The following is a 21224-nucleotide window of genomic DNA, read 5'->3' on the forward strand; positions in this document are numbered from 1 at the left end:
TCCGAACCCGGAAGCTAAGACCCAGCACGGCAATGGTACTGCACCCGGAAGAGTGTGGGAGAGTAGCACACCGCCGCCACTACACCTACATAGGGAGGTCTCTTCAGGAGGATAAACCTGAAGAGACCTCCCTTTTTCCATATCTTCTCAGACTCAGGTCCGGTAATGTTGCATCCGTGCGCAAAGCCTCACGGGAAATAAGCGGCCACGATCAGGCTGAGCAAGAGAGGCTGCCCCTCACCAGCAGTCTGCAATCGAAGATTTGCAGGCACGGGCGCGGAAGCTCAGGCCGGTTTTACCGCCTGTCGTTTATGCCCACAAGATCTAGAATGAGAAGCAGCCGAATCATATACGCAAACACATATGCGAAGAAAGCGGATGAGCATGGGCAAACGAATCATTCTTGTAGGAGCCACAGGCCGAGTGGGCGCATCGACCTGCGAGGACTTGGTAAAAGCCGGCCACGAGGTGGTCGCCTGCGCTCGGGGAGCCTCGAAGATTCCAGCAGGCCGGCAGGTGGAGCCCATGACCCTGGACCTGCATGACCCGCTCTCCCAAGTCACCGACGCATTCCGCAAGTCGAATGCGGACGTCGTCGTCTTCACCGCAGGCTCACGTGGCAAGGACATCAATCAGATCGATGCCCTGGGAGCCATGAAGACCATAGAGGCCGCTAAAGCGGTCGGCATCACCAGGTACATCATGCTGGGGGCCATGTATGCAGCGGACTGGCTGCGCTGGGAGCAGCCACAGGTCAAACCAGCCATCGACGCCTTAGCCGACTACTACGTGACTAAGAACATGGCTGACCAGTACCTGATCAGCTCAGGTTTGGACTACACCATCATCGAGCCAGGCAGCCTCACCGAGCAGGAAGGCACAGGAACAATCCAGGTGGAGCCAGACGGACCCGGGCCCATACCGATTCCCGACGTGGCACAATGCCTGGCCGACTGCGTCGATCTCCCCCAGACCGCGAACAGGATTTACAACATCGTCGGTGGCAGCACACCCATCAGGCAGGCCCTCACTGCAAAGCAGTGAATGAAACCCAACCGAGTTCCTCAGAAGAGCCTCCCGTTGACAGACTATGGCGTGTCTGCACAGCATGGGGGATGGTACCTTGGTTGCAATGCTTGTTGCTGTTGATTGCGCGCTGGCATACTGAGTTCCCGTGTCCCTTCTGAAGGCAGGGTTTGCTTGGAGGCAGGGCGGATCTCGAGGAGGTCATTGATGAATATCACCAATTTTCGTGATCTGGGAGGCACCCGGACCATCCACGGCCGTCAGGTCCGTCCCTACAAGTTCATCAGGTCAGGACAGCTGGTCGGCCTGGACGAGGAGACCAAACAAGAGCTCGTCAACCGTTATCAGGTGACCCAGGTCGTGGACTTCCGCAGGCCCTTCGAAATACAGGAAAGCCCGGATGATCGGATTGACGGAGTAACCTTCACCAACATCGATTTGTTGGAGCAAAGCGGCACCAACAGTGCCAGTTTGGACGATTTCGCATCGTTGGGTTCGGCGGATCAGGTCAACGGCCACATGCTGAATGTCTACCATGACCTGGTCATGAATCCTGCGGCCCAGCAGGGGTATGGGCGCTTCCTGCGCATCGTCGTGGGCAACACCCAGGGTGCCACGCTCTTCCACTGCTTCGCCGGCAAGGATCGAACCGGATTCGCCGCGGCTTTGGTCCTCTGGCTGCTGGAGGTAGACGACGACCAGGTGTTTGCGGACTATCTGAAGACCAACGTGGAGCGGGTCGAGGCTAACAATCAATTGCTGGATCTATTCCGCGCCAAGGGCTTCGACCAGGATTCACTGGATGCACTACAGATTGCGCTCTGTGTCAAGAAAGAATACCTGGCCCATGCCCAACAGACCATGCTCGAGGCTTACGGGGACGTCTTCACCTATGCCCAGAAGGCTCTAGGGTTCGGGGCAGACCAGGTAGATGCCCTGCGCAGCAACTTGCTGGAATAAACTTATAAGGCTGGATAAGTGGAGACTTCACCATAGTCCCCACTTTGTATATCTGAATAGACTGCCTTCCAAACATGTTGTTCCCATTCTGCGGACTGTCACCGTCTTACATCTGCAACAAAACTCTGTCCTCCTTCCTTGTTTATTGAGTTCGTACTTGGGGAATGGTGAATGGTTCCTAGGCACTGGTCTTATCCTCGTTACGTGCAACTACCAACTGCAACAGATTGAAAGTTATCTGTTCTGAAGTGTGAGGCATCATACTATATATGAGGTAGTGCGGTAATCAAAGTTGAAACCGCATTGTGCTAGTGACAGGGGCCAACCGGTTCATAACGAAGCTCAGAGGTGAACAGATATGAACGTAAGCGGGAATAATCATAGAAATGCAGCAGAGCAAGCTTATTTGTCTGTCATAGGTGAGTCATTGCGACGGAGAATCCGAATATTGCCTGCGATCTTGGCGGCATTGGCCACCTTAGCTGCGCTGGTGCTGACCGGGTTGATGGGGCCGGTTCAGGCTATGGCGGCGGAGCCGTCCAGTGCTGCTGGAAGATCCTCAGTCGGCGATGCGCGACCCTTTACTTCTGTAGGTGTGTCAAAGACCGGTAAAACCTATTACGTTGATTCAAGTTATGGCAATGATGCCAATGATGGATTGGATTCGACGCGGGCCTGGAAGTCTTTGGACAAGATATCAGCCACGACCTTCGCCCCAGGCGACCATATCCTTCTTGAGTCCGGGTCTACCTGGCAGGGGCAGATACGCCCGAAAGGGGATGGTAGCGACACAGGAAAGATCGTTCTGGATTTCTATACCCGCCAGACAGATGGGTCTGCCTCGTATGAGGCGGCACGACGACCTGTCATCAACGGCGGCGGGACCTATGGCTCGGGCTCCTTTAAAAGGTATGTGTCAGGAGCGGTACAGCTGACCAACCAGGAATACTGGACAATTAGGAACCTTGAAGTCACCAATTCACCGGAACAGAAAGACCTTGAGGGCTATAAAAAGCACAGTGACGCCCAGAGGGTCGGAATACTCCTGCTGGGGTTCGGGTTGGACAGAATGCTTGAATCCGATACGGTCGAGAACTGCTATGTCCATGATGTTCAATCAGAGTACTATCTGCAGGCCAGACGAGAAGGTAAGCCGCAGACCCTGAAGGCCGTTGGAGGAATCATCGCTCTGGGACACTGGGTTGATCCGGACGGGCGGACCTTAGACGACGGAGTGACCAATACAGGCTTCCATAACCTGACCATACAGAACAATATCGTTCGGCGTGTCGGCCTTGAAGGCATACGAACCAAGGCGGACAGTTCCAATGACTCATCCCCTGGGCTCTTTGAGAAGGTCACCATCAGGAACAACTACCTGGAAGATATTGCAGGCGATGCCATCGTCATCTCAGAGAACAAGGCGCAGGGGCTGGTTGAGGGCAATACCGTGGTGCGGGCCTGCAACGCGGACTATGGAACCGAGAACTACGCGGCCATCTGGGCCATGGCCAGCAAGGACGTCCTCCTACAGTTCAACGAGGTCTACGGCAATACCCATGGGTATAACGACGGCGAGGCCTTCGACATCGATATGGGCTGCGACCGAATCACCTACCAATACAACTACAGCCACAACAACGGTGGCGGCTTCATGCTCCTCATGAGCAACCAGACCAACTCTGTCATCCGCTACAACATCTCGGTGAACGACGGGGCGGGGAACTCGGGCACGAATGCAGCCGGACCTGGTCACGGCTCCTATGATTACAAGGAGCAGAGTCTTTTCCATTACTGGATATCCGATCCTGGTGCCAGCATGCCGCAGATATACAACAATACCTTCTACGTGGGTGACGGGGTCTCGACATCCCTCTTCGGGGAGGGCAACTCCGGCGACAACTCCGGCACCATCGCTTACTTCACCAATAACATCCTCTACAAGACAGGTTCGGGGAGTCTGAAGTTCCTGGCAGCCTATCCGCCGGACGGCAGTCAGCCCATAGAGCACAGCCTGCACAATAATGCGGGCGACTTCATCAAGCACAACCTGATCTGGCCCGATACTGTTCCGACCGCTGCAAGTGGCGCTACTGTCGATGAGTTGAAAGCAGCAGGAAACGTTTTCCAAGCTCCGAAGCTGGATATCGACAAGAACACGGACGCAGCTAAGATTATCCGGGATCAGCTTGCTACAATCCTCTCCAACCCTGAGACTTCCCTTCCCTGGTCCAATCAGGTCGATCGGATGCGCGAACGGGCTTCTCTCTTCAAAATTCAGACAGAGAGCCCTGCAGTCGCTGCTGGTATCAGAATGGAGGGTGCGCCTAGTCAGGATATGTTCGGAGGCAGTACCAAGGACCGCGGCATCGATATTGGAGCCAATCAGATATCAAACAATGAGATTACGACCAGATACGAGATTCCGGAGACCAGGGTCAGCACTTTTGCTGGAGTTTATCCCGCATTGCCGGAGACCTTGAATGTCACTGTCAAGGAGTCATCTGGCGGATCCAACACCGAGAAAGTGACCAGCATGCCGGCCACCTGGGACCAGCTCAGCCTCAAGCAGTTCAGTCAGGAGGGTGAGTTTACCGTTACGGGCAGGATCCAGGGGATTCCCGATCTGGCCAAGGCCACTGTGACTGTAACAGGGCAGATGGGTTCGGGCAAGCTCAGGGATATCAGGTCCTTGGCTGATCAAGCGGCCACGGTCGAGCGGGGCTCAAGCGAAGCACTGGGCGCCAAGCCTGGAACCTCATCCAAGGCCAATGGCGACAAATACCCATTCGGTGTCTCCTATTCAAACAAGCTTGCTCTGAAGCTGAAGAATTCGTCTTCGGCCTCATACAACCGCCGTTTCTATGTCAAGGTCGATCCCTCTGCCTATCCCGGCCAGACCGACCAGATCAAGAAGGCCAAACTGCGGGTCTACCTGTTCAGGTTCGACATCAACACCAGTGCGGGGAGCAGCGACGCGGAACGTTTGAACAATACCGCTTTCAGCATTGACGTATACAGGACCGATCCGGGATGGGATCAGAGCACCCTTACCTGGGCCAACGGTCCTCTCAATAGCGAGGTGACCGAGGCCAACCATCAGCCGCTGGGGACCGGCGAAAATATCCCCGACTATGTCCAACTCCGGCCCGGCGCCCACCAGGTCTTCACCAACAAGGAGATCATTGACAATGGGTATGCCGTCGACATTGATGTGACCTCGATCCTTCGGAGTATGGGTGGTTCTCATTTGACGGGGCCGATTAGTTTACTTGTCGACATCCCGATGAGCGATACCCCCAACTTCAATCGTGACAATGGCGGATTTGATGCTTTCTCGGTGGAGGGGGCCAAGCAGGCCTATGCCGACTTCCAAAGCGGCCTGTTGACCGTGCCCGCCGATGTGAGCAAACCTACCGATGAACACAGTCTGGCGCCGCAGCTGCTTATTTCCGATACCTATATCACTTCGGTGCAGGACGTTTCGGTTACCGTTAAGCCCGGGCAAGTCCCGGATTTGCCTGAAAACGTCTTGGTCGGTTATTCCGATGGGAAGTTCATTCGGAAGGCTGTGAATTGGAAGGTCGACCCGGCCTTGTTGACTCACGACGGCGTGTATACAGTGCAGGGAAGGCTACAGGACGATACCACCATGGTAAAAGCCCAGGTCAAAGTTGAGTCCGATCCGATTGTGTCCTTCGAATCCCTGCCCGCCATGGATAAGCCTGTTGGACTGGCGCGCCAGGAGCTGGGAATGCCCACGACGGTCAAGGCCAGCCTGGCATCAGGGAAGCAGGTGGATTTGACCGTGACTGGTTGGGATGACGATCCCTCCAACTACACGGAGAATAGTGACCCTGGCACCTATCACTTCCCTGGCGGTGTCAGCCTGCCCATGGGTGTCAGCAACCCCTCGAATCTGAAACCCATTCAGGAGGTCCGTACCCACCCTAGGCCTGAATCGATTGAGCTGAAGATGAAGCGGCCCGAGGTAATTCAGGGCAGGAATGCACAAATTTACTTCAAGGTCCACACAGCAGCCCCCTTCACTGAACCGGATGACTGGGGCAAGGAGATCAGATGGACTGTTGCCCCGGGAGCTTCTAGTCGGCAGTTGCGGCAGAACCTCCCCGTTGTCGACCAAAGCGGGCAGGTCCGAACCAATCAGGACACGCCTCTTGGGACATACAGGATTACAGCAACCAGCATCCGGAATGCGGCGGTTGCGGCATCTGTCGAGATTCATGTGGTGTCCCCGGCTGATACCGCTTCTCTGACGCAGAAGGTGAATCAGGCTAAAGCCGTCAAGCCTTCTGCAGGCCACCAGTTCACGGTTGCCAGCGCAGCTGCGTTGAGGACGGCCCTGGCTGATGCAGAACGGATCATCAACGATCCTGATGCTTTGCAGGCCGAGGTTAATGAGGCTCTTGCCAACCTGAACGCAGGACTTCTGGGGTTGCGGGAGGAACCTTTGGGCACGGATGGTGGCACGGATGGTGACACGGTTGGCGGCGTGGATGGCGGCGCAGATGGTGACACGGTTGGCGGCGTGGATGGTGGCACGGATGGTGACACGGTTGGCGGCGTGGATGGTGGCACGGTTGGCGGCGTGGATGGTGGCACGGTTGGCGGCGTGGATGGTGGCACGGTTGGCGGCGTGGATGGTGGCACGGATGGTGACACGGTTGGCGGCGCAGATGGCGATGAAGACCATACCTCCGATGCCACTCATCAGCTTTCTAGTCCAGACCATTCCTCCGATGCCACCCATCAGCCTTCTGGTCCAGACCATGGTCGGAAAAGTTCCACCAGTTCTTCATCAGACACCGGGAATACGGTCCTCAGCGCGACTGGTGCTTCAGTTCGCCCTGCCATCCTGATGATCCTGGCACTGTTTGTCTCCTCCCTAGCAACCCTGGTTACGGCTATCTCCTGGCGTGAACACAACACTGATGAGCGCGAATCGTAGGGGCGCGACGATAGGATTGCATCAGTTGAATTTCTAAGGAAGAAACATGAAATATATGAATATTGGGGTCTCGGGTGTAAAAGCCTCCCGGGTGGCCCTGGGAGCCATGCGGATTAATACCAAGTCGCCCGAAGAAGCCGCCAAGATTGTGCAGACGGCACTGGATGCGGGAATCGACTATTTCGATACGGCCGATTGCTACCATAACGGCGAGAGCAGCAGGGTGCTAGGTCGGGCCCTGAAGGATCTCGGCGTCGACAGGTCTAGTATTGGCATCCAGACCAAGGTCGGCATCTTCCGTAATCCTGACAACGATGAAATCACACGGTATGACTTTTCTGCCAAGCACCTGATTGCGGCTGTTGACCAGGAGCTCGAGAACCTCCATACGGACTACGTTGATTACCTGCTCCTGCACAGACCGGATACCTTGGTCGAGCTGGACCACCTGGCAGAGGCCTTCAACACTATGCAGACTTCGGGGAAGGTTCGCCACTTCGGTGTCAGCAATGTCAATCCCATGCAGGTCGAGCTCCTTCAGAGCGGAGTCAGCCAGAGGCTGGATGTCAACCAGATTCAGTTCGGGCTGGGCCATACCGGCATGATTCAGCAGGAATTCCATGTCAATATGATTGACGGGCCCAGCCTGGACCATGACGGTGGGTTGATTGCCTACTCCCGACTGAGGCAGATGACCATCCAGGCATGGAGCCCCTTCCAGACTGGGTTCTTCGAGGGGGTCTTCATTGACAATCCCAAGTTCCCGGAGCTGAATGAATGTCTGGAGAAGGTGGCCGGGAAGTACGGCGTCAGCAAGAGTGCCATCGCTGTGGCTTGGATTCTTCGTCATCCCGCCGGCATGCAGGTTTTGCTTGGGTCTATGACCCCTTCCCGTATTGCCGAGATGGCCGCCGGGGCCGATGTGGAACTTACCGCCCAGGAGTGGTACGACCTCTATCTGTCCACCGGGAATGACCTCCCTTAAGGCGATTTCGGCGGGTCAAGAGGTTCAGTATCAAGGTATTCCATGCATTATTTCACTCCCAAACGATGTTCCAGCACCTCGAAAATCATGTATCACGACAAGGCGAAGGCGTTGCGAGCTGCTGATCAAAGTCTGATGGAGCGGGGTGCCCGGCTCTGGGTGTACCGATGCCAGTATTGCGGTGCATGGCATCTGACCAGCCATGAGCCGGGTTCCTATGCCCGGGTGCCCTTCAACCAGCAGTTGAAACCGCACTCGCGGAAGAAAGGGTATAAGCCCAGGCATGTGAAATGAGGGGACTTCTGGCCGCAATGGCGCTAGCAGGTCATCGACTCATATCGAAGCCTTGTGCCTGGATGGAGGGGAGCATGGGTTCATGGCCCTCTTTGGGGCTGCAGGATTTGTCGGCCATGATCTGACTAAAGGCCTTGCGAGGAGCGTCCATATGGCGCAGGTCCCGGTAGTAGAGCTTGACCGTTTCGTCGAAGTCCTTAAGGGCCCGGGCGGCCTCACCAGGCCTGTCGGACTGGCCATAGGAGTCGATGAATATCTGCGCGGGCCGGGGCATGCGGGGCTTCATGGGCGGATCCTGGTCAGGATGGCCAATGGCCAGACCCAGCACCGGGTAGACTAGGCGGGGCAGGTCAAGCAGGTCGATCAGTCCGTCTACGTCGTTGACGACGCTGCCCAGGATGACGGCTCCCAGGCCCAGCGAGTTGGCGGCTGTCTCCATGGCATGCAGAGCAAGAACGGCGTCGTTCTGGGATTGCAGGAAGGCATACCCTGTATTGAGTATAAACGAGTCCGTATCAATATCGACGCCTTCCTGTCGGGCCAGGTCAGCATTCCGGCGCTGGTCTGCGAGGAAGATGTATAGGAGGGGTGCCTGGGACACGTAACCTTGGTGCGCCATGTCGGCAATGGTCCGGGCTTTGTCGGAATCGGTGATGCGGATGGCGGACCATTCATTGAAGTACCGACTAGTGGCGGCATGCTGGGCCGCCTCCTCCAGAATGGCTATCGTGTCAGGGTCTATTGCCTCATTGGTGAAGGCCCGGATGGTCCGGCGGTTAAGCAGGGTGCTGATGGTCTGGTTGGGGACGGTTCTCTCGGATTTGGCGGATTGATCGCTCTTCCCGGCATCAGCGGGGGTCTGAATTGAAGTAGTCATGATGTCATTGTGACCATCGTAGGCAGGGAGACACAAGAACTGAGAAGATAATCTTGCTCTGAGAATAGTGACATATATCCAATCGGGCAGAAGTATTCCAGGTGGATCTGCTCAGATTGGAGAGGTGATATGCCGAATTGTGGAAGCCAGTCCATGCGCTGCCTTCGTAAATACTCGGCGGGCAGGTTTGCGGCAGCTTGGTTGGAGTTGCCTACTTATGGCGCTTGTCGATCAGAGTCTGGGATCCGCGTTCGATCAGCCCTGAAGCCAGGGTTGTCACGGCCGCCGAAAGTACCGCAAAGAGCAACCCGGCCGTTGCGCTTTCTTGATCGCCCTCCTCGGTGTCCATGTCACCATTGCGCTTGCGTACCAGACTGCTCCAGAACGCTTGGAAGAGCTTGCCGGCCAGCAACCCTGCGATGCTGGGAAGAGCGAACTTCAGCAACTTGTCCATAAGAGTCTCCTGATCAGATTCGGCTAAAGAACGCATCTGGCCCACCTTTTCATCTATACGGCTGAATGCGCCGACCAGTTGATCGGCCTGATTGTTCGGTTCTCGTTTTGCCATGTCCATATGGCCATTATTCCACGCTTCCGGGCCTTAATACCGCTCACTCGTGCATGATAAAATCATGGCCATGGTACTTGCAGCGTTTGCATCAGGCAAGGATGCCCTTGACAATGGATATGCCGTACTTCTGCGCCACGGGCAGACCGCATGGAGCGAAACGGGTCAGTACACCGGCAGGACGAATCTACCCCTGACAGCTGAAGGCAGGAACCAAGCAAAGGCAGCAGGCGAGCGTTTGGCAAGTGCTTTTCCAGAAGGATTCGATCCTGGATTTATTTTTTCCAGTCCCTTGCAGAGAGCCCGGGAAACCGCTCAGCTGGCTGGATTTAATCGGCTTACTGATATGCCTGAAATTATGGAGTGGGATTATGGCCGCGCTGAAGGGTGCCGACCAGCGCAGGTAAGTACTGAAATGAGGAAGGACTGGCGTCTTTGGGTCGACGGCCCCCAGGCCTTGCGTCGCTTCCCGGTCAAAGACTGGGAGACTGAACTGCCCTCTGGCGAGCGTATCAAAGTCCATGTCACGGAGGGGGAAACCCTCAATCAAGTGGCCCGACGCACACGCAAGGTTGTTGATCGGATCGAACCTGTTATCCGTGCCGGTGGGCACGTTCTTCTGGTCGCCCATGCACATGTTTTGCGCATTCTGGTTACCCAGTGGCTGGATCTGGAACCGAACAAGGCCCAGCTTTTGCGCATGGATACAGCTCACTATGGTGTTCTAAGCATCTACCAGAATCAGCGTGTCCTCAAGCAATGGAATGTCTGAGTCGAATGTTCAAGAGCTACTTGCTGCACTTGAATCCTCTTTGGTGCATGAACTGATATGGCTCGGCACCTCTTGGGGGAGCTATTTTGGTGTATCAATCGCTGGCACTGTTGCTTGAATCTTAAGCGTCTTGGTGATGCAAGAAGTTCACTGTAACTTCCGTATTTGCTTCTCAATCGCAAATACCAGCATCTGATTCATATGACCTACAGTCTGCTGTATTTGCAAACGTTATACTATAATTGCTATTTTATATCCGGCATCGGGTCAACTTTCTAATTAATAAGCGGATTTACAAAATGCCATCGTTTGCTTTTTCGGTATTTTCATGCATAATTAAATTGATGATGCGAAAGAGTGCCAGACAGGTTCAGACACCTGTTTAGCTGCTCCAAAAAAAGAAAGGTCTGATATGTAGGTAGTCGGATTCACGGATTATAGGATTCTGGCGGATGCGTATGTTCATTGGAATATTCTGGTCCAGGCTGCCGGTTTTCGTATCCAGATGACAATATCAGTATCGAAGAAGTATTGAAAATTGTGTGCACGGGGGTTCACGCGACTTTTGATTCTTGCTAATCACCCTGTGCTGTCTTTGAAGATATATTCCCTGGCAGTTGGGATTTGTTGGCTTCAGTCAGCAGTACTTGGGCGATTTAGAGACGCTGATTCATATCTCAATGAGGAGTATGGCTAAGAATGATTTCAATGGCCGGGAAAGCAGTCAAGAGGTGGTGGGCGTTATTCGCCTTGCCGACTTTTATAGCTTTCATCATAGGTTTTATAGTTCCATTCCTGATGGGAGTGTATTTAAGCTTTACCAGGTTCAGCACCGTAACCGATTCCCAGTGGGTGGGTCTGAGCAACTATGCAGCAGTCTTCAGTGACCCTGACTTTATTCATGCGCTTTGGTATACGGTGCTTTTTACCATTGTCACAACGGTTGTCGTGAATATCGCTTCTTTTGCGATTGCCTATATGCTGACGCGCGGAATTAAAGGATCCAACCTGTTCAGGTCGGTTTTTTTCATGCCTAATCTGATTGGTGGCATCGTTCTGGGCTACATTTGGCTTCTCTTGCTTAACGGAGTTCTGCAGACGTGGGGGAAGTCGATCACCTTCTCCGGAACATATGGATTCTGGGGGATGGTGCTTCTTGTTTGCTGGCAGCAAATCGGCTATATGATGATTATCTACATTGCCGGCATACAGGCTTTGCCTGGCGATTTAATCGAGGCGGCCGCCGTTGATGGCGCCAACAGATGGCAGACCCTTTCCAAGGTCGTTATCCCCTTGATGATGCCGTCCATTACCGTTTGCACTTTTTTGACAGTCACCAATGGTTTCAAGATGTTCGATCAGAATCTGGCACTGACTAATGGCGCCCCATCAAATAGTTCTGAGTTGCTTGCGTTGAACATTTACAGGACCTTCTATGGCCGTGCAGGCTTTGAAGGTATCGGGCAGGCAAAGGCAGTGGTCTTCTTCGTGATTGTGGCAGTCATTGCATTGGTGCAAAACAAGATCACGACCAGCCGGGAGGTAGAGGCATGAACGCACAGAGAAAGCATAATTTGTTATGGACCCTCCTGTTTGCCGCCATTTCGTTGGTCTGGATCTTCCCCATTGTTCTTGTGTTTATCAATTCCTTTAAGCAAAAAGCCTATATCTCTAGGAATGCTTTTTCCATACCCAAGGGCAAAGCTTTTGTCGGTTTGGAGAATTATCGTACAGGAATTGAGCAGACCAACTTATTTGTGAGTTTCGGCTGGACCATTGTGGTCACTGTGGGTGCTGTCTTACTGATTCTTGTTTGTACCTCAATGTGTGCCTGGTGGATTGTCCGAGTGAACAACTGGACAGCTAAAACGCTGTATACCCTGTTTCTGCTGAACATGATCGTACCGTTCCAAATGGTGATGTTCACACTCTCCAAACTGGCTGACATGCTCGGGTTCAATACGCCTTGGGGATTGTGGTTCATATATTTGGGATTTGGCGCAGGCTTGGCTGTCTTCATGTTTACGGGAGTGGTAAAAGGGATTCCCAAGGAGCTTGAAGAGTCGGCCATGATCGATGGGGCCAGCGTTCCGAGGATATTCTTCAGTATCGTTGTCCCGATAATGAGACCATCCATAATTTCGGTTGCCATCCTTGAGGCCATGTGGATTTGGAATGATTTCCTTCTTCCGTATCTGACTCTTGACATAAGCAAATACAAGACGATGAGTATTGCCATCCAATACCTCAGAGGCGGCTATGGCAGTGTGGACATGGGCGCTATGATGGCCTGCCTGGTCTTGGCCATCATTCCAATCCTTCTCTTCTATTTGCTCTGTCAGAAGTACATCATCAAGGGCGTTTTAGCTGGTGCAGTAAAGGGCTGACTCCTCAGAAAGCCAGTCTTTGCTTCACTGTTGTATCTGCAGGGCTGGCTTGGTCGCAGTTCTCCGATCGGGGGAAGAGTACCGCGAAGACCCTTATATTCCTGCGTGCTGCTGAAACTGTAACGAAAACCAAGTCGTACCAGCGACTGAAAAAGAAAAAGATAGGAAAGAAAATGCAAAAAGTTCGGCAAATCATCATCACTGCCGTCGCCGCATCCTTATGCGTAGGAATGACGACCGCATGCGGCTCCGGCGGTGGAACATCAGATAAAAATGCAGATGGCAAGGTCTATTACCTGAATAAGAAACCGGAACATGCCAAGTACTGGGAGAAACTTGCCAAGCAGTTCCAGAAGGAAACAGGCATCGAGACGAAAATTACGACGAGCCCCAATTACGATGAGACGCTTCGATCAGAGATAGCCAAGAGTGATGCCCCGACTATGTTCCAGGTGGACGGCCCGCCCAATCTTGAACAGTGGAAAAAGTACGGTACCGACCTTTCCGACACCCAGGGGTACAAAGAGCTTACTGATAGCAAGTTGGCTCTGAAAGCTGATGACAAGCCAGTGGCACTTCCCTTTGCCATCGATGCCTATGGCCTGATTTACAATAAGGCAATCCTGAACAAGTACTTCAAGTCATCGTGGGCGAGCGTAAAGTCTCTGTCCAAACTTAACAATTTTGAAGCGCTGAAGACCGTCGCCGACGAGGTCCAGGAGCATAAGGATGACCTTGGCGTCAAGGGAGCCTTTACTTCAGCAGGCATGGACGATACATCGGGATACAGATTTAATTATCAACTGCCCAGTGGTCCTCTTTTCTATGAGTACAAAGACAACAACTGGGATATGAACACGACCGTTCCTGCGGTGAAAGGAACCTACGTGCCGAATATGAAGAAGATCTGGGATCTGTACATTCATGATTCGACCGTTCCCGTGTCGGCCATTTCGGGTAAATCCATGTCAGACGCCACTTCTGAGTTTGCTCTTGGAGAGGCATTATTCCTTCAGAGTGGCACCTGGTCCTATACCGACATCTCTGGCCAGAGCGTCGAGGATTCAGATATCGGTGTTTTGCCTATCTATCTTGATGTTAAAGGAGAAGAAGATCAGGGTCTGAATACTGTTACCAGCAATTATTGGGTTGTGAACTCCAAGGCTCCCAAAGCCAACCAAAAAGCAACTAAGAAATTCATTGATTGGCTGATTACCTCTGATGCCGCCAGGACTTCCATTTCGCAGGACATGGGCTTCCTCACGCCTTTCAAGACGTTCTCTGGCAAGAAGTACGCTCCCAAGAACCCGATTTATACCGAATATACGAAGCTGAAAAAGGAAGGAAAATACGACGTGTATGGTGTCTGTGCAGTGACGCCTTCCCATCAATGGCAGAAGGATCTGGGAAACGCGATGCTGAACTATGCACAAGGAACAGGTGACTGGGATGCCGTTCAAAAGGTGTTCAGCGACAATTGGGCCAAGGAATATAACCTGGTTTACAAGCAGTAAGGCATGAAAAAAGACGGTGCTGCGTAAAACCTTACCGGGCTGCGTAGCACCATTGAGCCTGTCTGTGCCCCCCCCCCCCTCCCCCTAGTTTTCTTCAGTGGCATGGTCGGCTGCGAATTATGGCTGGTCGTTCAGTTCGGCTAGTGCGTGGTTAAAATCTGACAGGCGAGGATTTAAAACGGTGCCTGCCCAATCAGTTTGGGCAGGCACCGTTCGTTTATATAGGTTTGGATGATGATTACCTGGCCCGGGTCAACACCTCGGTAAGGGCGCTGAGCACGGCTTGCGGTATCACCGGGCTGGCTCCAGTTTCTTGGTCGCGCCCCGAGGCCTTGTCGACTTCGCCTACCGACATGAGCGAGGCTATGGAACCGCCCTTTTCGGCTTTGATGATGGAGTAGGCTTCCTCTAAGGTGGTGTATGCGATTTGGGCATCACGCAGTACGGCGAATGACTCGCTCACCACCGATTTGGAGGCTATGATGATGGGCCTGTCCTTGGAGGGAAGAATGCGTATGGTTGATGATGCAGGAATCTTCTTCACAGAGATGGACAGTGTCTCGGTTGCCTCATCGTAGTCGATTGTAGCTGCGCGGTCATTTCCGTCAACTATCACCCTGCATGTGCCTTTGGTGACGCCCCTGAATCTGATGGTCCAGTTGCGTTCAGTCGGCAACGCTGCAAGATTGCCCTTGGCGCCTGCTATTCTCAGCTCTGTCAATTTGCCGTCTTCATTCGACCATAACGTAGTAATTGATGTAGATGCGGCATCGGATGCTTGAGGACTTTCACATCCAGAATCTTCAAGGATGGTTAAGTGGTTACTGGCACCCGGAAAGACCAGGATATCTAGATCAACCGGATTGTCGGTGTCGTTGATGTTGCCGGAGCCTGTCTGCAGTTTTTGCATAGGGATGATAGCCCCCGCTTTAGCAAAGACCGGTATGCGGTCCAGCCCGCGCCAAACCTGCATATATCGGCCTTGCGCCGATTTGGCCTCATACCTTGAACCATCAAAGAAATCAAACCATATTCCTTGGGGGAACCAGACATCAGTGTGGGCTTTCTGCACATCATGGCTCTGTGGCTCAGTGATGGGTGAGACCATGAGTTCGCTGCCGAACATATACTGATTCCTGACCTTGTAAGCGGCGGAGGTTTCTGGATTATCCCAATACATTGGCTCCACGATGGGCAGCCCTTCAATCGCAGCCCTCCAATTCATGGTGTACAGATAAGGAATCAGACGGTGCCTAAGCCGCAAGGCCCGTACCATCGACTGCATGATCTCAGGGTGGTAATTCCAAGGCTCCTTGCTGTTGAAACTGGAATCGGTTGAATGAAGCCGGTTGATGGGGCTGAATACCCCAAGCTGATACCAACGAGCTTCTAGTTCCTCATCACGGTAACCGAACATGTGCCCGCCGATATCGTGGCTCCACCATCCATATCCGATGTTGCTGGCCGTTGCAGTGAAGTATGGCTGGAAATTGAGCGATTTCCACGAAATGACCGTGTCGCCAGAGAAACCGATCGGATATCTGTGCGAACCGGGCCCCGCATATCTTGAAAAGGTCAGAGCTCTGGTTCCTCTGCGTGAAGAGTCAAGGTAATGCAGATAATTGAGAATCCATAGAGGATCCAAACCTTTCTGTCTGGTTACCCCGCCCTGTTGCCAATCAAGCCACCAAAAATCGACGCCCTCATCTTCGAGGTCATGATGCAAAGCCAGATAAGCATGGACGAAATCAGGATTGGTCAAGTCGAAATCAATGGTCTTCTCGTTCTTGGGATCCAGCCCCATCGACTTGGCTGCCTTGGCGTAACCCTGCTCGAAAGGCCTGATGCCATCCCTTGGGTGTACGTTCAAGGTTGTCCGAATGTTTCGTTTATGGAGCTCTTTCAGGAAATCTGCATGGTCGGGGAAGAGCTCTTGATTCCATGTGTACCCGGTCCAACCGGATCCGTACTTGGTATCAATATCCGTCAGGTGCCAGTCCATGTCGAGCACTCCGACTGCGAGCGGGATGCCCTCGGCGTTAAACCGATCCATAAGTCTGAGGTATTCATCCGCCGAGTATGGATAATATCTACTCCACCAATTGCCAAGAGTGAAACGCGGTATTAGTGGTGTTGGGCCGCATAGCCGGTAGAAATCCTGGACGGCCTCCTTGTATCTATGCCCATATCCGAATATGTACAGGTCGACATTGGAGTTGGCCCTTGGACGGATTGTGCCGAATGGGTTCGTTGTGGATTGCGATGAGTGCGTACTCGGAATAACTTCATTGCTCCTGGAATCGTCGAGTATGGCCCATCCGTCGAAGGACGCGACTCCTGGATCGAGCGGCGCCTCGCCATTGACTCCATCAAGTGTTCGTCTAGTGCCGAGTAGGTTGCCTTCCTGAATGTCCTGATAATGCCAGGTGTTGTTGTGCGTGATAGGAACATTTTTGACAGTTACGCTCAGTCCCTCCTTGCTGAAAGGCTTTTTGTCATAAACCAGATGCATCTTGGCGGTATCCACAATCAGCCTATCGCCCTCGACGGTGGAGGTGTAATGAGGCTTGGCATCCCAATTGCGGTTTACTACTATTTGTGTCATCTCATCTTCGAAGTTACCGGAATCAGACCATTCAAGTCGTAGCAGGGAATCAGTAATGATGCCTATCCGCCAATGCTGTCCGGTGATAGTCGAGTCGGGATCCATCAAGGGATGGAAGGACGAACGACGAGACATGCAATGCTCCTTTGCTCAGCAGTTTCTTTATATCTGTCATTTTCCAGCATACTATGCAAACATATTCATACACCAATAAAGCTATAAATATGCTTAATTAGTTAATATAATGCTAACGTTTGCTATTTGGTGTGTATTTCTTTATCCTGAGTGGACGTTGATTGTCATGTGCGCTTTTTACAGACTGCTGTCGTTTCACGAAGTAAGAGGCGAACGGGCGGTTTTTCGTACGGTTCTTCCAATGGATCACCTTCAATCAGCGCCATCGTCTTTTTGGCCGCAGACTGTCCGTTGATGAAAGGGTCTTGGTGCAGTGTCGATAGGCCGATCTCGTCGGCGTAAAGACTGTCATCGAAACCAAGTATGGAAAAATCATCGGGAACCTTGATGCCATATTGTCTTAGACGGAAGAGCACCGGTATGGCAGATCGGTCACTTTCGAAGAAAGCCGCTGTGCACGACCTAGCATCAGAGGTGAGACGGCCCAGAATAGTACTGGTCAGATCCTGCCCGGGGTCGACCTCAAGCACGTAGGGGTTGATTGATTCGCTACTGGATTTGCAGGATCTGAGGAAGGCCTTTTTCCTGGCTTCAGAGCTGAAATGTAGGTTCTTTGACTCGTTAAGTACTGTGACGTAGGCGATGTGACGATGGCCGAGGGATATAAGGTGCTCTACACCTGCTTTTACCGCTTTGGCATCATCAATGGAAACAGTTGCGTTAAACCCCTGCTCGGGTGGCGTATTGATGCCGATGACAGGAACATTCATCTCGCTCAGTTTGGCCACTTCTTCTCCGACAATGTTGAAAGAGCAGACGATGACGGCATCGACATTGCGCCGCATGGGGAGTTCCTCGAAGAAAGCCTTGCGGGATTCCCCGCTGTTGATCCGGTAAATGGATATGTCATAGCCGGCGGTATGGAATACGGAATCCAGACCAGCAAGAATTTGCGAATTGAACCACTCGGTTGTCGGATCATTGGTGAGCACGGCGATTCTTAGGGATTGTCCTGATTTCAGGGCTGTTGCGGACCGTGATATGCGAAAATTCAAGGCGTGGGCAGCTTGCATGACTTTGGCCTTGGTGCCCTTGGCAACCAGATCTGGTCTTGCAAACGTTCTAGAAACAGTGGATACGGAGACCCCTGCTGCATCTGCCACATTCTGTATTTTGACAGTCATATTGTGCCCCATTTTGTGCGCCTGCAAAAATTGATACAAGTAAATGTTAGTTCACGACCTGCGTGGTAGAGCAACGATCCATGGAAAAGGGTCGTTTATCGGGTTGCTGCCATGGGGCTCGACGGATTGAATGTTGCTACAAACGAGGATGTAATATGAAAACGTTGCATATCCTGATATCTGCATTGAGTATGACCAGGCAAGGAGTGGGATGGAGTTCCTGTCACCTGATTCAAAATTGATGCGAGGTCTGTCTGATCTGGTCGATGCCATATGGATCAATGTCCTGATGCTGATAACCTGTATTCCAATAATCACCATTGGTGCAGCTTTGACTGCGGCTCATGTTGCCTCACGACGCTCGTTGCAAGGCCAGGGAAAGGTTACGGTCAATTACTTCAGAGCTTTCAAGGAGAATTTTTTTCAATCCACCCTTTTATGGTTCGTTTTCGGCCCGCTTCTGGCGGTTCTGGTTGCATCTTGGATATTTCTGCAGATCACACCCCTGCTCATTCCCAAATTCGGATTAAGTATCGTATGGCTTGTCGCCTTTGATTGGGTCTGGCCCTTGCAGGCGAGGTTCACTAATTCTGTGGGGCGTACCCTGCTTAATTCCTTGGTTTTCGGGTTTGCCTATCTAGGTGAGACCGTAGCCATGGTGTTGATTGATGTTGTTTATTTCGGTCTCGTGGCAGCTTCCTGGTTCTTCATGCCCCAAGGTTTGATCCTGCTCCTGATCCTGGGATTTGGTGTAATCACGATGCTTCATGTCCCGCTTACCGAGAAGGTGTTCGTCAAGTATGTGCAGGCTTAGCCGGCCGGGGCGCTTCAGCCTTACCAGAGGGTGCGTGGAGAGCGACAAGACCGATATGCAGAGCAAGATACCAGCATAAAATGCTGGAGGTTCTTGAAAATGAGGGCAACCTTGTCGAAGCGATGTGCCGCCACTCAGATGAATTCCGGTCAATTGGTGGCGGCTCTTCTCTCAATATAGGGGTCTCGCTTAGGCTTTAACTAGCCAAACACAGGTATCGGTTGGAATTTTACCTCCGGCAAGCGGTTCCGAGGAGATGACAACGCGACCTTCAGGGGCGTCCACAGGTTGATGTGTAAAATTGGTGATGCAGACCAGATGACCAGGCTTGTTGTCAAGAAGGGCCGAGCGCGTATAGGTCAATACCCCGTGGTTTTGATTAATGGATTCTATGGTCTTGTTGCCTGTGGCCGTCAGAAGCTGAGCCCTCAGTATGATTGCCGTACGGTATAGATTGAGCATTGAGCTCTTATCGTGACATTCGACATCAACCGCGAATTTCTTGAACCATAGAGGCTGTGGAAGATGAGGATCGTCGGCAATGGTGCCATCAGCCTTGGTTTTGGGAGAAAAGCCGAATGAGGCACCCTGCCCAAAGTTCCTGTTCCAATCAGCTGGCTCCGGTGTATCCTCGGAATTCCAAGGCAGGGGGACCCTGCATCCATCTCGTCCTTTTTCAGTAAATTCCCTACTTGATCTGAAGGCGGTTGGATCCTCCAGACGGTCCCATGGGATGTCAGCAACTTCAAAGAGGCCAAGCTCCTCTCCCTGATAAATGTAAAGGGATCCTGGCAGAGCCGCCTCCATAAGGAAACCTGCGCGTGCGCGACGATTACCGACAGCGCGGTTTTCCTTATAAGTCTGACCGTTTCGGAGCAGCCAGTCCTTTCCCAGTTGCTGGGTATCCAGATCCTCCGCTTGAGGAAGCGCATACCGTGTGGCGGAACGGATAATGTCGTGGTTGTTCATGACCCATGTAGTCGTGGATCCGGATTCCTTGGCCTCCTGCAGGCCCTCTTTGATTGCCGCTGAAAACGCCTGGCAATTCCAATCGGCCTTGGCGAATTCAAAGTTGAAGACCTGTCCCAATTCGTCCTCAGAGGCATAAAGGTGCTGGTGCTCCGGCACAACCCAGGCTTCTCCAACGGCGAAGCGATGAGGTTCGTACTCGTTGAACACCTGCCGCCATTCTTTATATATGTCATGCACTTCAGGCCTGTCCCAGAGCGGGTGCTCGTAATTGTGACTGGCTGATTGCTGCTGCACAGGCCAAGCGTCGAGTTCGGACAGAGGTTTACTGTCGAGGTCCTTGGCCAGCCCATGCGCAACATCGATACGGAATCCGTCGGCGCCATGGTCGGACCAGAAGCGGAAGATATCCTTGAACTCCTCGTGAACATCGCGGTTCTTCCAATTGAGATCAGGCTGCTCCTTGGCGAAGAGGTGCAGGTACCATTCCCCGTCTTCAACCTGCTCCCAGGCGGGGCCGCCAAAAATGGACATCCAGTTGTTGGGAGGGAGCTCCCCGTTTTTGCCTCGTCCTTTGCGGAATATATACCGATCGCGCTCAGCTGATCCAGGGCGGGCTTTTAGTGCCTGCCGGAACCACTTATGTTTGTTGGAAGTGTGGTTTGGCACGATATCCACGATGATTTTGAGGCCGGCCTGGTGTGCCGCTTCAACCATGGCATCGAAATCCTCCAAGGTTCCCAGCCTCGGATCGACGTTTTCATAATCAATGACATCATAGCCGCCGTCGGCCAGATCCGACGGGTAGAAAGGTGAGAGCCAGATGGCATCGATACCCAGCTCCTGCAGGTAGCCAATTTTTTCAGTCACACCACTGATGTTTCCGATTCCGTCCCCGTCAACGTCCTTGAAACTACGAGGGTAAACCTGGTACACAACCGCTTGCTTCCACCAGTCCTCGCTCAAGTTGTTCGTTGTCATGATGGGCATCCTTCCTGAAGATATTCACCAACCCAGTCAGCAATTAACTGATAATGATAACGATAGCAAATAGGTCAATACAAGCTGAAAATAGAATATCCCTTGTATGATAAGCAATATCTACCCAAGATTCTCTTTTTCTTAAGCAAAATATTGTGAGATATATTGATTATTTGCATACGTT

At 52.6% G+C, this 21224-nt stretch carries 15 protein-coding genes; 10 read left to right on the top strand and 5 right to left on the bottom strand.

Annotation, left to right across the window (positions count from 1 at the left end):
* The first annotated feature begins 378 nt into the window (after positions 1-378).
* The 5 genes from H3T88_RS03195 (at position 379) to H3T88_RS08650 (ending at position 8234) form a co-directional block, all read left to right on the top strand.
* Positions 379-1044 (top strand): NAD(P)H-binding protein, encoded by a 666-nt coding sequence (locus H3T88_RS03195; protein WP_198203547.1) that lies wholly within the window; start codon positions 379-381, stop codon positions 1042-1044.
* A gap of 189 nt (positions 1045-1233) precedes the next feature.
* Positions 1234-1986, top strand: coding sequence for a tyrosine-protein phosphatase (locus tag H3T88_RS03200; RefSeq protein WP_198203548.1), 753 nt, complete (start codon positions 1234-1236; stop codon positions 1984-1986).
* Positions 1987-2671: 685 nt separating this feature from the next.
* The gene (locus H3T88_RS03205; RefSeq protein ID WP_198203549.1) at positions 2672-6955 is read left to right on the top strand and encodes an Ig-like domain-containing protein; all 4284 of its coding nucleotides are present in this window, start codon (positions 2672-2674) and stop codon (positions 6953-6955) included.
* A gap of 46 nt (positions 6956-7001) precedes the next feature.
* Positions 7002-7940 carry an aldo/keto reductase gene (locus tag H3T88_RS03210; RefSeq protein ID WP_198203550.1) on the top strand — a complete coding sequence of 313 codons (939 nt, stop codon included), beginning with the start codon at positions 7002-7004 and terminating at the stop codon, positions 7938-7940.
* 42 nt (positions 7941-7982) lie between these two features.
* Positions 7983-8234: a hypothetical protein gene (locus H3T88_RS08650; protein ID WP_015021186.1), complete on the top strand. Its 252-nt coding sequence runs from the start codon at positions 7983-7985 to the stop codon at positions 8232-8234.
* A gap of 31 nt (positions 8235-8265) precedes the next feature.
* On the opposite strand, the gene H3T88_RS03215 is transcribed toward H3T88_RS08650, so the two are convergent.
* Both H3T88_RS03215 and H3T88_RS03220 read right to left on the bottom strand, forming a co-directional pair.
* A complete protein-coding gene (locus H3T88_RS03215) occupies positions 8266-9111 on the bottom strand; it encodes a nitroreductase family protein (RefSeq protein ID WP_015021187.1) in 846 nt (281 codons plus the stop codon).
* Positions 9112-9322: 211 nt separating this feature from the next.
* Entirely contained in the window at positions 9323-9679 is a 357-nt protein-coding gene (locus H3T88_RS03220; protein ID WP_232347116.1) for a DUF4235 domain-containing protein, read from the bottom strand.
* Positions 9680-9743: 64 nt separating this feature from the next.
* Between H3T88_RS03220 and H3T88_RS03225 the strand changes: the two genes are divergently transcribed.
* From H3T88_RS03225 to H3T88_RS03240, 4 genes are all read left to right on the top strand, one after another.
* Complete coding sequence (locus H3T88_RS03225) at positions 9744-10451, top strand: histidine phosphatase family protein (RefSeq protein WP_227028590.1); 708 nt, start codon at positions 9744-9746, stop codon at positions 10449-10451.
* A 699-nt stretch (positions 10452-11150) separates the two neighbouring features.
* Positions 11151-12005: a carbohydrate ABC transporter permease gene (locus H3T88_RS03230; RefSeq protein WP_198203552.1), complete on the top strand. Its 855-nt coding sequence runs from the start codon at positions 11151-11153 to the stop codon at positions 12003-12005.
* On the top strand, positions 12002-12838 hold the full coding sequence (locus tag H3T88_RS03235) for a carbohydrate ABC transporter permease (protein ID WP_198203553.1): 837 nt from the start codon (positions 12002-12004) through the stop codon (positions 12836-12838). The genes H3T88_RS03230 and H3T88_RS03235 overlap by 4 nt, the downstream gene beginning before the upstream one ends.
* Positions 12839-13011: 173 nt before the next feature.
* Positions 13012-14352 carry an ABC transporter substrate-binding protein gene (locus tag H3T88_RS03240; RefSeq protein WP_198203554.1) on the top strand — a complete coding sequence of 447 codons (1341 nt, stop codon included), beginning with the start codon at positions 13012-13014 and terminating at the stop codon, positions 14350-14352.
* Positions 14353-14590: 238 nt separating this feature from the next.
* Here the strand turns inward: H3T88_RS03240 and H3T88_RS03245 are convergent, their stop codons facing one another.
* The gene (locus H3T88_RS03245) at positions 14591-17092 is read right to left on the bottom strand and encodes a glycoside hydrolase family 31 protein (protein ID WP_198203555.1); all 2502 of its coding nucleotides are present in this window, start codon (positions 17090-17092) and stop codon (positions 14591-14593) included.
* 164 nt (positions 17093-17256) lie between these two features.
* Positions 17257-18276, bottom strand: coding sequence for a LacI family DNA-binding transcriptional regulator (locus H3T88_RS03250; protein WP_198203556.1), 1020 nt, complete (start codon positions 18274-18276; stop codon positions 17257-17259).
* Between the two features lie 211 nt (positions 18277-18487).
* Here H3T88_RS03250 and H3T88_RS03255 point away from each other — a divergent pair, with 211 nt between their 5' ends.
* Entirely contained in the window at positions 18488-19090 is a 603-nt protein-coding gene (locus H3T88_RS03255) for a YesL family protein (protein WP_198203557.1), read from the top strand.
* 189 nt (positions 19091-19279) lie between these two features.
* Here H3T88_RS03255 and H3T88_RS03260 read toward each other — a convergent pair whose 3' ends face one another.
* Positions 19280-21040 carry a glycoside hydrolase family 13 protein gene (locus H3T88_RS03260; RefSeq protein WP_015021195.1) on the bottom strand — a complete coding sequence of 587 codons (1761 nt, stop codon included), beginning with the start codon at positions 21038-21040 and terminating at the stop codon, positions 19280-19282.
* Positions 21041-21224: the final 184 nt, after the last annotated feature.

It is taken from the genome of Bifidobacterium sp. W8110 (genome assembly GCF_016101375.1).
Classification (GTDB): domain Bacteria; phylum Actinomycetota; class Actinomycetes; order Actinomycetales; family Bifidobacteriaceae; genus Bombiscardovia; species Bombiscardovia asteroides.

Bases quoted from the DNA above. Each gene is read 5' to 3' on its own strand.
- H3T88_RS03200 (WP_198203548.1), top strand. From the start codon at position 1,234: ATGAATATCACCAATTTTCGTGATCTGGGAGGCACCCGGACCATCCAC.
- H3T88_RS08650 (WP_015021186.1), top strand. From the start codon at position 7,983: ATGCATTATTTCACTCCCAAACGATGTTCCAGCACCTCGAAAATCATG.
- H3T88_RS03225 (WP_227028590.1), top strand. From the start codon at position 9,744: ATGGCCATGGTACTTGCAGCGTTTGCATCAGGCAAGGATGCCCTTGAC.
- H3T88_RS03235 (WP_198203553.1), top strand. From the start codon at position 12,002: ATGAACGCACAGAGAAAGCATAATTTGTTATGGACCCTCCTGTTTGCC.
- H3T88_RS03245 (WP_198203555.1), bottom strand. From the start codon at position 17,092: ATGTCTCGTCGTTCGTCCTTCCATCCCTTGATGGATCCCGACTCGACT.
- H3T88_RS03250 (WP_198203556.1), bottom strand. From the start codon at position 18,276: ATGACTGTCAAAATACAGAATGTGGCAGATGCAGCAGGGGTCTCCGTA.
- H3T88_RS03255 (WP_198203557.1), top strand. From the start codon at position 18,488: ATGGAGTTCCTGTCACCTGATTCAAAATTGATGCGAGGTCTGTCTGAT.
- H3T88_RS03230 (WP_198203552.1), top strand. From the start codon at position 11,151: ATGATTTCAATGGCCGGGAAAGCAGTCAAGAGGTGGTGGGCGTTATTC.
- H3T88_RS03240 (WP_198203554.1), top strand. From the start codon at position 13,012: ATGCAAAAAGTTCGGCAAATCATCATCACTGCCGTCGCCGCATCCTTA.
- H3T88_RS03215 (WP_015021187.1), bottom strand. From the start codon at position 9,111: ATGACTACTTCAATTCAGACCCCCGCTGATGCCGGGAAGAGCGATCAA.
- H3T88_RS03210 (WP_198203550.1), top strand. From the start codon at position 7,002: ATGAAATATATGAATATTGGGGTCTCGGGTGTAAAAGCCTCCCGGGTG.
- H3T88_RS03195 (WP_198203547.1), top strand. From the start codon at position 379: ATGAGCATGGGCAAACGAATCATTCTTGTAGGAGCCACAGGCCGAGTG.
- H3T88_RS03220 (WP_232347116.1), bottom strand. From the start codon at position 9,679: ATGGCAAAACGAGAACCGAACAATCAGGCCGATCAACTGGTCGGCGCA.
- H3T88_RS03260 (WP_015021195.1), bottom strand. From the start codon at position 21,040: ATGACAACGAACAACTTGAGCGAGGACTGGTGGAAGCAAGCGGTTGTG.